This window comes from Roseovarius spongiae, assembly GCF_003651245.1.
Classification (GTDB): domain Bacteria; phylum Pseudomonadota; class Alphaproteobacteria; order Rhodobacterales; family Rhodobacteraceae; genus Roseovarius; species Roseovarius spongiae.
Genome location: NZ_RAPE01000010.1, coordinates 19,906 through 32,087, shown reverse-complemented (window position 1 = coordinate 32,087; position 12,182 = coordinate 19,906). Strand labels below are relative to the sequence as shown.

Below are 12,182 nucleotides of genomic sequence, written 5' to 3'. Positions count from 1 at the left end.
GCCAATCGGGCGGCCCCGACGTCGAGGAGAGGACATGAAACACCTTGCACTACCCGTGATTTCAGTTTGCGCGATGGCTTCAGCTGGGCCCGCTTCGGCAGCGCCAAATGGCGATTGGCGAGCTGGATACGGCCACATGATGTGGAACGGTGGCCACGGCATCTTTGGCGGCCTGATGATGGTGATCTTCTGGGCATTTATCATTGGCCTGATTTTTCTTGCGGTTCGCGGCTTTTCCACCCGCTCCGACACCGGAAATGGTCAGACTGCGATGGATGTCCTTCGTGAACGCTATGCCCGCGGCGAAATCGATGAGGATGAATTCGAGCGGCGGCTGGCCAAGCTGGAGTCCCCAAAACGGTGAATTCTGCGGAACCGGACCTGATGAAAGCGCCGGTCGGAAGCCACATCAGCCGGGACATCGGTATTTGCCCGCCAATCTGCCGAAAAAATTGTCTCGGACCGTAACGGGCTCCGGCTTTTGCGACAGACGCTTACACAAAAGGCGGCGTGCCTCGATTGATGGTCCCGAGCCGATCGGTACCTTGGTGACAGACGAGAATATACCTATGAAAGGAAGTATATCATGCGCATCACGACCCTAACACTCGGTGCGGTCTTGATGACCGGCAGCGCCGCGATTGCCGACGTCTACATCCCCGAAGGCGAACTTGGAACAGTGCTTCATCTGGATCGATCCTTTAACGAGATGGGTCGCATCGAAGGGCTCGACAACGTCCACGGTCTCGCCGGTGCGCCCGAACGGGGCGTCCTGGTGGCCGGCAGCCTGTCGGAATCCGCGCCGGGCGATGCGGCCAGGCCGGCCGCCATGTCGGAGGAGGATCACGCGGCCCATCACGGGGGTGGGGACGCGGCCAAGCCGGATGCGGCAAGTCTGGTAACGCTGGTCGAGGCTGACAGCCGCGAGATTCTGCGCCAGATCGAGGTGCCGGGCATCGTTCACCATGTAGGGATTTCGTCGGATGAACGCTTCGCAGCGGTGACCCATCCCGGCCTGGGTGCCGTTTCAGTGATCGACCTGGAGAGCGGCGAGATGACGGCAACCGTCGCCACAGGACCGGTTCCGGAATATGCGGTCGCCGATCCGAAGACCGGAAACTTCCTCGTTTCCAACGCCAGCAACGCAACGATCAGCGTGGTTGACCCGAAGGATGGGATCGTGACGCGAAATTTCAAGCTGCAGGGGTCGCCCACGCACATCCAGCTCGATGCCGATGCCCGCCAACTGATCGTCAGCGAAGCCGACAGCGGGATCGTCTCCATCGTCGATGCAGACAGCGGCGAGACCCTCGACAGATTCGACATTGGCGGAGAATTGCATGGTATAGTGGTTGACCAGGACGCGATCTGGTCGAGCGCGCGCAAACGCAATCTTGTCGTGCGTGTCGACCGGTCGACCGGTGAACGCCTGGAAGTCAACGTCGGACCTGAACCCTACCACATGGCGCGCATAGAGGATGCCTTGCTGGTGAGCAGCGCCGGCAAGCCGGAACTGTGGATTCTCGACCCCGAGACGCTGGAGCTTCGCCAGACGATCGAGACCGACAGTAGGGCACACCAGTTCGCCCCGATGCCGTAGGCCGAAGCGGGGAAAGCGGCAATGACCCAACTGACGGAGATGTGACAGCGGGCGTTGGAACCGGGCTTGACGTTCCAGTCCGGGAAGGCGGCATGAGCCGCAAAACAAGAAGTTGACCGGGATATCCAGATGATACCTGAAATCGGACAATTTGCGCTGGCACTGGCGCTGGCAATTGCCCTGGTGCAGAGCGTTCTGCCGATCCTCGGCGCCTCGCGCGGCGATCTGGTCTGGATGCGGAGTGCGCGGACATCGGCGCTTGCTCAGCTGCTGTTCATCGGGATCGCGTTCGCGGCCCTCATGCGATCCTTCATGGTCAGCGATTTCACTGTGGCGAACGTCGTCGAGAACTCGCATTCACTCAAGCCGATGTTGTTCAAGATCGCCGGCACCTGGGGCAGCCATGAGGGCTCTCTGCTGCTCTGGGTGCTGATCCTTGCTGCTTTCGGCGCAGGGGTCGCCTTGCTCGGAACGAACATTCCCGATGCGCTGAAGGCGCGGACCCTGTCGGTGCAGGCCTGGATCAGCACCGGTTTCCTGTCCTTCCTGCTGCTGACCTCCAACCCGTTCGAGCGCGTGTTTCCGCCGCCTCCGGATGGCAACGACCTCAATCCGCTGCTGCAGGATGTCGGGCTGGCGATGCATCCGCCGCTTCTCTATTTCGGGTATGTCGGGTTCTCGATCGTCTTCTCCTTCGCCGTCGCCGCGCTACTGGAAGGGCGCGTGGATGCCGCCTGGGCCCGCTGGGTCAGACCGTGGACACTGGCGGCGTGGATGAGCCTGACGGCGGGCATCGCGCTCGGATCCTGGTGGGCCTACTACGAACTGGGCTGGGGCGGCTGGTGGTTCTGGGATCCGGTCGAGAACGTCAGCTTCATGCCATGGCTTCTGGGCACTGCCCTTTTGCATTCGGCCATCGTCACCGAAAAGCGCGACGCGTTCAAAAGCTGGACGATCCTTCTGGCCATCTTGACATTCTCGCTGTCTCTGCTGGGCACGTTCATCGTCCGGTCGGGCCTCCTGACATCTGTGCACGCCTTCGCCGTCGATCCGGAACGCGGACTCTACATCCTCGGCCTGCTGGGGCTGTCAATCGGCGGCTCGCTCGCGCTCTATGCCTGGCGCGCTCCGTCGATGGAGGGCGGCGGCCTCTTCGCGCCGATCAGTCGCGAGGGTGGCCTCTTGATCAACAACCTGCTGCTGGTCGTGGCCACCGGAACCGTGCTGGTCGGCACACTCTATCCGCTGTTCACCGAGGCCCTGGCCGACCAGAAGATTTCGGTCGGACCGCCCTTCTTCAACGCATCCTTCATTCCGATCATGCTGCCGCTACTGGCGATCATGGCCGTCGGGCCGCTCCTGTCGTGGAAACGCGCCGACCTGAAGGGCGTATTCCAGCGCCTGCGGTTTGTCGCGCTGATGTCAGGGCTGGCCGCACTTGCGGTCTGGTACCTGACCGAGGGCGGACCCGCCCTGGCCTATCTTTCAATCGCGATTGCCACCTGGCTCCTTCTGGCGACGCTGCGGGAATGGGCAACCCGGATCAGGCTCTTCGACGTGCCGTTCGCGCAGGCTGTTCGGAGGGCGCGCAACCTGCCCCGCGCGGCCCACGGCATGACGCTGGCACACGCGGGACTTGCCGTGGCGGTCTTCGGCTTCGTCGGGTCGAGCGCCTGGAAATCCGAGAAAATTGTTTTCGTCCAATCCGGCGCCGTGACCGAGATCGCAGGTTTCGACGTGCGCTTCGACGGTGTCCAAAGGGTGCAGGGTCCGAACTATGTCGCCGACCGCGGCACGCTGGTGGTCACGCGCGATGGTGCACCCGTCACGACACTCTACCCCGAGCGCCGTTTCTATCCGGTCGCCCAGAGCACGACCACCGAATCTGCCATCCGCTCGACGCTGGCGGGCGACCTCTACGCCTCGCTGGCCGAGCCGGCCGCGGAGGGCGCGGCGCAATCTGGGGCCTGGACCTTGCGAATCCTCTACGAGCCGCTGGTCAATTTCATCTGGATCGGGGCGGCGCTTCTGGTGCTGGGCGGCGGTCTGTCGCTTTCGGATCGGCGCCTGCGGGTCGGTGCGCCGCGCCGCGCTACTATTCCGAAACCACAAGCAACGCCGGCGGAGTAAGTCCATGACCCGAGCCCTCGCCGCCCTGCCGATCCTGATTGCGCTGATTGTCGGCGGTTTCTTTCTCTGGGGCCTCAATCCAAGCCGCGACCCGAACGCGATCCCGTCGGTGCTGATCTCTCAGCCGGCACCGGAATTCGATCTGGCGCCGGTGGATCACGTGGGTGTGCCCGGCCTGTCACGGGCGGACCTGACGGACAATCCTGCGCCGGTCGTGGTCAATGTCTTCGCCTCCTGGTGCGTCCCCTGCCGGGCCGAACATGCGGTCCTGACCCGAATGGTCGAACAGGGCGGCGTGCGACTCATGGGCATCAACTACAAGGACAAGCCCGAGGACGCGCGCGCCTGGCTGGAGAACCTGGGCAACCCCTATGAGCGGATCGGATCCGATCTGAACGGCCGCGCCGGGATCGAGTGGGGCATTTCAGGCGTGCCGGAAACCTTCATCGTCTCGGGCAACGGCACGGTTCTTTTCCGCTATGTCGGCCCGGTCGTCGGCGCAGAGGCGGAAGAGAAGTTCGCAACCGCGCTCGCGCAGGCACGTGCTGCAACAGGAGCGGGAACATGATCCGAATTGTCGTGCTGACGATCCTGATCGTGATCGCCTTGCCGCTTGCCTCCCATGCCGTCGAACCCGACGAAATGCTGGCTGATCCGATCCTTGAGACCCGTGCGAGAGAGATCTCCAAAGACTTGCGCTGTGTGGTCTGCCAGAACCAGGACATCGACAGCTCGAACGCGGGCGTTGCGCGCGATCTGCGGCTGCTGGTCCGTGAAAGGCTGGTTGCCGGAGACACCGATCAGCAGGTGCTGGATTACATTCAGGCGCGCTATGGCGATTATGTCCTGTTGAAACCGCCATTCAAACCGGAAACCTATGCTCTTTGGTTGACGCCGCTCGCACTCTTTTTGCTGGGGGCCGGCGGTGTGGTCGCGGTCCTTGCCAGGTCCGGTCGGCGCAAGGCGAAGGCAGGCCTGAGCGCCGAAGAAGAGCGCCGGGTTTCCGAACTGTTGGCGCAGCGCGAAAGGAATGAGCCGTGATGCTCTGGATTGTCTTTGCGTTTCTGGCGCTGCTTGCCGCAGGTTTCCTGCTGCTTCCACTGCGGTCCTTCGGATCGAAGGTTTCCGACCGAACCGACGGGTCCGTTTCGATCCTCTCCGATCAGCTGCAAGAGGTGGACGCCGATGCGGAACGCGGTCTGATCTCGCCGGAGGAAGCCCGTGCCGCCCGGATCGAGATCAAGCGGCGCATCCTGTCGCAGGAACGGAAAGGCCAGCACGCGGAACCGGCCAGGCAGGGTCGGCCTGCCAGCATTGTCGTCTGGGCGACCGCCTTGGCGGTGCCTGTGGCGGCAGGCGCGCTCTACCTGCAACTGGGATCGCCCGACATGCCGAGCATCGCGTTCGCCGAGCGTGAGGCGGAGCGAAACCAGCAGGTTGAAATCGCCGGGTTGACGGAGCGTTTGCTGGAGCGCCTGCAAAGCGATCCGGGCGGTGGCCCGACCGAGGGGTGGATGTTGCTCGGTCAAACCTACATGCGCATGGGCCGCTACAGGGATGCGGTATCCGCCATGGAGAACGTGACCGGGCGCCCGGATGCCAGTTCGGCCATCCTGTCGCAATACGCCGAGGCGCTGATCGCCGCGGATGACGGGATCGTGACGCCCGCGGCCCGCGAGGCCATCGGACGGGCACGCGACATGGATCCGTCCAATCCGGCGGCCACGTACTACGAGGCCATCGCGCTCGATCAGGCGGGCGACGGCGCGGAGGCCCACGATCTGCTGATTGCCCGGCTGGACGCGGCCAATGGCCCCGCGCCCTGGATGGAGGCGTTCGTCGCGCAGGCCAACAGCATCGGCGAGACGCTCGGCCGCGAGCCGGTCAGCCTCGCGGCATTCGCGCCCACGGCTGGCGGCGATACGCCGGGCCCCACCGCGGGCGATGTCGCCGCCGCAGCGGACATGAGCGAGGACGACAGGGCCGCCTTTATTCGCTCGATGGTTGAGCGGCTGGCCGAGCGGCTGCGGGACGACCCTGATGACCTGGATGGCTGGATGCGACTGGGCAACGCCTATCGCGTCCTCGGTGAGGCGGCGAAGGCGCGGGAGGCATATCTGACCGCCAACAGGCTCGCCGAGACCCTGCCTCCCGACGACCCGCGTGCGCAGGAAATCCGGCAGGCGATGTCAGAGCTGCCCGGCTGAGGCCGAAACAGCGCTATGGTTTCCCTGCCAATGCGATCAGGTGCACTGACAGGGATGCGCCGCAAGGTTTGGATCGTCCCGGGTGGTCAGACGGGTCAGGACGAACCCGGCCGTCAGAAGCAACGCGCCGCCATAGATCATGCCCGTCGCCGGGACCTCTCCGAATACGAGAAAGCCCAGCGTTGCCGCGACCACCGGCGATACGATGATGTCGACCAGCGAATAGACGTTGGCGTTCAGCGTCTTCAGCACAAGCGAGATGCCGAAATAGGCGAACCCGGTAGAGACCAGTCCCAGCATCAGCGCCCAGAGCCCGGCCGGAGCAGCAATGCCGATCCGCTCATTGACTGTCATTGCCATGATGTCGCCGGGTCCGAAGATCACCAGCGCCGGCGACAGCACGAGGGCGGCAACAAGCATGGACCAGGCGATGTCGTTACCGGTCTCGGATTTGCCTTCGTGGCGCATGTAGGTGATCATCGCGGCATAGATCGCCCCATCGGCAAGCGCGACAAGATTTCCGACCATGTATCCGCCCTCCAGCGGTTTCGCGAGAACGATGCCCATGATGGCGACCGCGAAGGTCAGGTAGTGACCCCAGCTTGCTTTCTCATCGAGAAACAGCGCCGAGAATATGAAGGTGAAGAACGGCGCGATACTCCAGAAAATGACCGCGTTGGCAATCGGCACCAGGGTCATGGCGTAATTGAAGACGCTGATCTGGGTGGCGATCAGTATACCGATGATGGCGGTGTCCTTGAGGTTCTTCCACGGAACGCGAAGCGGGTTCCCGGTTGTGAACGGCATCAGAATCATGAGAAACAGCGCGGCCGTGAGGATGGCGTAGAAATTGACCGTGTGGATCGGGATCAGACCGCCTGTCAGCTTGACGAAGACGCCGATTGTCGCCTCCGAGAAGGTGATGAGAAGCAGTAACAGGATGGTGCGCATGGGTCGGTTCTGATCCTCTCTCGTTCACGCTCTCAGGACGCCGCCGGCTCGTCGCGGTCCTCCTGGCCACTTATTGCGTCGCGGCTCGCCTTCCCGATCCAGCACATGTCGCAGACCGGGTCACCGTGGGACAGAGTGCGCCGGCGGCGATAATGACCGCGCGCGCCATCCCCGGCGATGACGTCGGCACCGGGCCAGTCGTAGCGGCACCAGCTCTGCCGGAACGCCTCCAACGAGTCAGGATCGTCCTGCGCCCGGGCGATGCGGCGCACGAAGCTCTGCGGCGGGCAATGGGTGAAATCGGTCAACAGGTCGTCGCCGTCCCGGCTGACGCGAACGGCGTAACCCGGCGCGCCGGAGGGCGCGAAGGGAAACACCAGCAGCGCGCGGATGGTCCAGCGCAGCCGGCGGCCGGAATCGCGGGTGAGCAGGCGCACGGGCAATGCGCTGAGCGCCAGCATCCGCCGGTAGATGTCCCAGCCGAGATCGGCGACCACCTGTCGCGCGGTCTCGGGCGCGATGCCGCAAGCGCGCAGGCTGCGATCGGCCGCCATCGTCCAGATCGCCATTTCCACCATCAGCCGGCTACCGAAAGTCGGAAGCTCTGCCTGCTGCGCATACGGGCGCAGGCGGATCGCCTCCGCGGTCATCGCCACCACGAATGCCTCGATTTCCGGCGCCAGCCAGCGGATCTCGCGCCCCTCCGTGTCGCGCAGGCCGCGCGTGGCAAGGCCGCGCCGCGCCGCCCGGGCGACGATGCGCCCGATCAGCTTGCGTGCCAGCCACAGGCGGAGCGACTCGTCAGCCATCGTCGGCCTGACCATTCGAGGTGATATCGATCATCTCGGCGCCCGATTCGTCGAGACGCTCGGTCTCCATCTGGAGCGTGACGAAGAAAAACCCGTGATCGCGGCGCAGCAAGCGGTGCGCCCGTCGTTGCACCGCCTGGGGGTCCGCACCGTCACCTACGCGAAGGTGCGCCGAAAACACGTTGCGCCCGCTCGTCAATGTCCATGCGTGGGCGTGATGCACATCGCGCACTCCATCGAGCGTTTCCAGATCCGCGATCACCAAGTTCAGATCGATCTCGCTCGGCGCCGCTTCCATCAACAGCCGCGCCGCATCCCGCAGGATGCCCCAGCTGGCCCAGAGCAGCACGAAGCCGAAAGCCATGCCCAGAAGCGGGTCGATCATCAGGAAACCGGTAAAGCGGATCACCAGCGCCGTGACGATGATGAGCAGGCTGCCCACGAAGGTCTGGATGATGTGCCAGAGCGCGCCGCGCACGTTCATGTCGCTCCGGCTCTGTTTCCAGATAAGGCCGAGCGAAATGAACTCCGTCACAAGACCCCCTGCCGCGGCGAGCAGCATCGGCCCCGTCGGCAGGTCGATGGGGGCGTTCAGCCGCATTGCCGCCATGTAGATGACAACGAGGGCCATTCCGGCCAGGAACCCGCCATTCACCAGCGCGCCCAGAATTTCGGAGCGATACCAGCCGAAGCTGAATGTTGCATCGGCAGGCCGCCGGGAAAGCCTGGCCGCCCCCAGGGCGACGAGGACGCCGCCGACGGCGGAAAACGTGTGGAACGCATCCGACAGGACGGCGATCGATCCGGTCCAGAGCCCGATCCCCAGTTCCACGATGAAATAGATGCCGGTCAGCCAGGCCGAGATGACCATGCCACGCCCGCTTGTCGGCATATGCGATCCGTGTCCACCAACATGGGTTTCAGTTTCGGAACTCATCGAGCCTCCTTTCTGAGACAGTTTATTGATGCCTCCCGATATGAAGAGCGCGCCTCAGTCGCCCGACGCCACCGCCCGCGCCGCCGCTTTCTCGAGCGCCGACAGCACCATTTCGGACGACAGGAGCTCGGGCAGGACGATCCCCTCCGGAGCGCCGGGTCCATAGACGGCGTTGAACGGAATACCGTAGCGGTCGAAGGTCTCCAGATAGCGCGAGATTGACTCGTCGGGACGGGTCCAGTCGGCCTGCATTGCCGTCACGTCCGGTGCGCGAAGAGCCGTCAGCACCGGCTCGCGGTCGAGCACGAGCGCCTTGTTGGCCTTGCAGGTGAGGCACCAATCGGCGGTCACATCGACGAAAACGACCTCTCCGCGCGACACGAGCTTCGGAATTTCTCGACGGTCGAATGCGGCCCAGTCCGTCGCCGGCTTGGCGTTCGGCGTGCCGGCCGCAGAAAGGAATCCCGCCAGGAAGATGGCCAACGCACTCATGACTGCCGCCCCGGACAAGCGGGGGCCTGCGGCCAGGCGCTTGGCGGACAGAAGCGCGACCAGGATTGCACTGGCTGCCAGAACCGCGAGCGCGGACGCCATGCCGCCAACGCCGATCAGCACCCAGAACAGCCAGCCGGCGGTGCCCGCCAATGCCAGCCCGAGCAGAATCTTCAGCCACAGCATCCAGCGGCCCGGCTTCGGCAGGCGCGAGATCGCCGCCGGAAACGCGGCAACGATGAGATAGGGCAAGGCCAGACCGATCCCCAGTGCAGTGAAGATCACCGCGATATCGAGCGCGCGTCCGGCAAGCGCAAAGGCCACGGCGGTGCCGAGGAACGGCGCCGAACAGGGTGTCGCGAGGATGGCGGCGAAGGCGCCCGTGGCAAAGTCGCCACCATAGCCTTTGCCGCCGCCCGCACGCGCGAGCCGGGTTTGCATTGAGGACGGCAACTCGATCTCGAATGCCCCGAAAAGGTTGGCGGAAAACACGGCCAGGACAAGGAACATGACTGCCAGAAAGACGGGATTCTGGAATTGCAGCCCCCAGCCCACCGTCATCCCGAGACCGCGCGCCGCGATGGTCAGCGCCGCAAGCGACCACATGAACGCCAATACGCCGAGCGCGGAGACGGCGAACCCCTTGCGGATGCGGCCCACGCCCTGGTCGCGGCTCTTCATCGCCGAGGACAGCTTGATGGACAGCACCGGCAGCACGCATGGCATGACGTTCAGGATGAAGCCGCCGAGGAAGGCGATCACGGCGATCCAGGCCAGTTCCGCCACACCGGGCAGCACGCGGTCCAGGGCGAAGGGCGGCTTCGCTGCTTCATCCGTCAACTCGGTGAACAGGCTGACCGCACGGTCGCCGTCGGTCACGGTAATCCGCAGGTCGGGCAGGTGGGCGGCTGCGCTCAGAACCGGCAGACGCGCCCAGAGCAGACGGCCGCCCTCGCCAAGACGAATATCGGGCTTGCCGAATGCTGTGCCCGCGCCCAGTTCGGGAAAAACATCCGGACCCGCAAACGGCTGCTCGCTGCGCGCGGCCAGCGTCAGCGCGGTCATGTCCGGGTCGAGATGGGCCGACTGGACCCTGATACCGCTCTCGGCCCCCTCGTCCGGTACCTTTTCGGCATAGGCCGAGATGAGCGCCGCCGCATCCGCGTCGATTCCGCTGGCTCGTGGCAGCGACAGGGTCAGTGTGAACTCCTGCGGGACGCAAACGGTCGAGCAGGTCAGAAGCGTGACATTGGCGTTCAATCGCACCGGCGCGCCGGGGTCGGACAATGCGATACGCAGCGGAAATACGACCTCGTCGTGATATCCGAAATTCTCGATCCCGAAGGCCGTGAACCGTTCCGGGGCGGGCCAGAGCAATTCGACCTCCGCCACGTTCTCCGATCCCGCCCAGTCGATCGAGGGCGGGATGCCGACCTCGCCCGGGGACCGCCAATAGGTCTTCCAGCCCTCGCCCAACTCCAGATGCAGCCCGGCGGACAGGGACGTCGCGTTCGGGCCGACTCCGTTTTCGGCTGCGATCAGACGCGCCTCGAGAGCCGGGTTGGAAAAGCTCCCGGATTCGGCGGCGTTCGACATACTGGCCAGCCCCGCGCCGAGAAAACCGAGGCAGACCAGCAGAATCAGCTTTGCGACGAAAAGCCGCGAGAATTTGTTCATCACGCTGTCTGACACTGGGACGTCCAATCTTCCTCGATTTCCATCTCGGCAACACGCAGAATGGTCTTCTCATCGACCTGGCCCTGGATGATCGTTCGCCCGATTATCAGGGCGGGCGTTCCAAAAATGCCGAATACCCGCGCGAGAGCGGCACTGTTCTCCAACTCCCGCGCGACGGAGCCACTCTGCATGTCGAGGGCAAGGCGGTCGTAATCGACACCGATGTCCTGCGCCAAAGCCTGCAAATATTCCGGCGTCGCCACGAAGGAGGATCTCATGAGCCGTTCGTGAAAGGCGACATAGGCGCCCTGGCGTTTCGCCGCCAGCGCCGCCTTTGCGGCGACCTCCGACGACTCCCCGAGAAGTGGCAATTCGTGCCAGATAACGCGCAGGTTGCTGTCGCGACGTGCATCGAGTACCGCAAGCGTCCTGGTCTGAACGCGGCAATATGGGCAATAATACTCCGTAAAGAACGCGACCGGAACCACCTGTGTTTCAGGCAGGTCGTCGCCGTAGAGCGCGCCGCAGATATCTGTCCTGACCCGCGCTTCGGCACCCGCCAGACTATCCGGGCCCATGGCGTTCATTCCGATGAAGAGATCGAAGCCGCTCGAGCTTTCGCCGGCGGACAGCCTGCGAAAGCCCCGCGGGTCTTGAACGTCCTCGAAGTTGAGTTCGGTCGAACCGAGATCCGGAAAATACCGAAACCCGGCGTAGGCGGCCGCAACAGTCGCAAGAACCGCCAATGTATTCCGCCGTCCTTCAATCATATCCCGTCACCTTCACAACTATTCCAAAGCGAAGGCGAAGCCCTCCCTGCCGTCCCGGCACTCAAGTATAGCGAGCCCACTGCCCGATATTTCCTTCACCTGACAACCTTCCGGCAGGTCGACCACCTGGCCGCTGGAAGAGAGCCGGACATCACCGTTCCGCTCGCATTGCGCGATGGTCTGGGCGCAGGCGCCAAGCAAGAGCATCGCCCAAAGCGGCAGAATACGGCGAACGATACCCAATCTCACCCCGGCTCAGTCGGCAGCTGTTTTTTGATCCACCTGGATCGCAACATCATCGGTCCGCTCGCTCTTCGTATCATGGCATGATTTTCCCATCATCCGATGCATGATCAAATGTGCGCCGACGCACAAAAGCAGAGGTGCGAAGACGTAGAGCCCGGAGGACAATCCGCCGGCAAGTCCACCCGCCATCACGAACGCTGCAATTGGAAGCAGCATCACCGTGCAGCAGGCCCACATGGCATATTTCATCACCGGCATCGTGCGCGATTGCTCAGCAGAAGCTTCAGGTTCGTTCATTTTCATTGCATCTCCAAACATACAGGAGATGGGCTAAGGCCTTCCTGCGCCGGAAGGTCAACGATA

At 63.8% G+C, this 12,182-nt stretch carries 12 protein-coding genes; 6 read left to right on the top strand and 6 right to left on the bottom strand.

The features are described 5' to 3' along the window. Positions 1–34 precede the first annotated feature (34 nt). The 6 genes from D6850_RS18875 to ccmI all read left to right on the top strand — a co-directional run bounded on the left by D6850_RS18875 (position 35) and on the right by ccmI (position 5,937). The gene (locus D6850_RS18875; RefSeq protein ID WP_121169169.1) at positions 35–364 is read left to right on the top strand and encodes an SHOCT domain-containing protein; all 330 of its coding nucleotides are present in this window, start codon (positions 35–37) and stop codon (positions 362–364) included. A 222-nt stretch (positions 365–586) separates the two neighbouring features. Then, positions 587–1,600, top strand: a complete 1,014-nt coding sequence (locus tag D6850_RS18870; protein ID WP_121169168.1) for a hypothetical protein — start codon at positions 587–589, stop codon at positions 1,598–1,600. Positions 1,601–1,729: 129 nt separating this feature from the next. Then, positions 1,730–3,730, top strand: a complete 2,001-nt coding sequence (locus D6850_RS18865; RefSeq protein WP_121169167.1) for a heme lyase CcmF/NrfE family subunit — start codon at positions 1,730–1,732, stop codon at positions 3,728–3,730. A 4-nt stretch (positions 3,731–3,734) separates the two neighbouring features. After that, positions 3,735–4,298, top strand: coding sequence for a DsbE family thiol:disulfide interchange protein (locus tag D6850_RS18860; RefSeq protein WP_018065806.1), 564 nt, complete (start codon positions 3,735–3,737; stop codon positions 4,296–4,298). Continuing rightward, positions 4,295–4,771, top strand: coding sequence for a cytochrome c-type biogenesis protein (locus D6850_RS18855; RefSeq protein ID WP_018065807.1), 477 nt, complete (start codon positions 4,295–4,297; stop codon positions 4,769–4,771). The genes D6850_RS18860 and D6850_RS18855 overlap by 4 nt, the downstream gene beginning before the upstream one ends. Further along, on the top strand, positions 4,771–5,937 hold the full coding sequence (gene ccmI, locus D6850_RS18850; RefSeq protein ID WP_121169166.1) for a c-type cytochrome biogenesis protein CcmI: 1,167 nt from the start codon (positions 4,771–4,773) through the stop codon (positions 5,935–5,937). Before D6850_RS18855 ends, ccmI begins: the two co-directional genes overlap by 1 nt. A gap of 36 nt (positions 5,938–5,973) precedes the next feature. Here ccmI and D6850_RS18845 read toward each other — a convergent pair whose 3' ends face one another. The 6 genes from D6850_RS18845 to D6850_RS18815 form a co-directional block, all read right to left on the bottom strand. Beyond that, positions 5,974–6,888, bottom strand: a complete 915-nt coding sequence (locus D6850_RS18845; protein WP_121169165.1) for an EamA family transporter — start codon at positions 6,886–6,888, stop codon at positions 5,974–5,976. Positions 6,889–6,920: 32 nt separating this feature from the next. Further along, positions 6,921–7,697, bottom strand: a complete 777-nt coding sequence (locus tag D6850_RS18840; protein WP_121169164.1) for a hypothetical protein — start codon at positions 7,695–7,697, stop codon at positions 6,921–6,923. After that, entirely contained in the window at positions 7,690–8,634 is a 945-nt protein-coding gene (locus tag D6850_RS18835; protein ID WP_121169163.1) for a cation diffusion facilitator family transporter, read from the bottom strand. Before D6850_RS18835 ends, D6850_RS18840 begins: the two co-directional genes overlap by 8 nt. Before the next feature lie 54 nt (positions 8,635–8,688). Further along, complete coding sequence (locus tag D6850_RS18830) at positions 8,689–10,803, bottom strand: protein-disulfide reductase DsbD family protein (protein ID WP_121169162.1); 2,115 nt, start codon at positions 10,801–10,803, stop codon at positions 8,689–8,691. Next, a complete protein-coding gene (locus D6850_RS18825; protein ID WP_121169161.1) occupies positions 10,803–11,573 on the bottom strand; it encodes a DsbA family protein in 771 nt (256 codons plus the stop codon). Before D6850_RS18825 ends, D6850_RS18830 begins: the two co-directional genes overlap by 1 nt. A gap of 255 nt (positions 11,574–11,828) precedes the next feature. After that, positions 11,829–12,122 (bottom strand): DUF2933 domain-containing protein, encoded by a 294-nt coding sequence (locus D6850_RS18815; RefSeq protein ID WP_245964269.1) that lies wholly within the window; start codon positions 12,120–12,122, stop codon positions 11,829–11,831. Between the last annotated feature and the right edge of the window lie 60 nt (positions 12,123–12,182).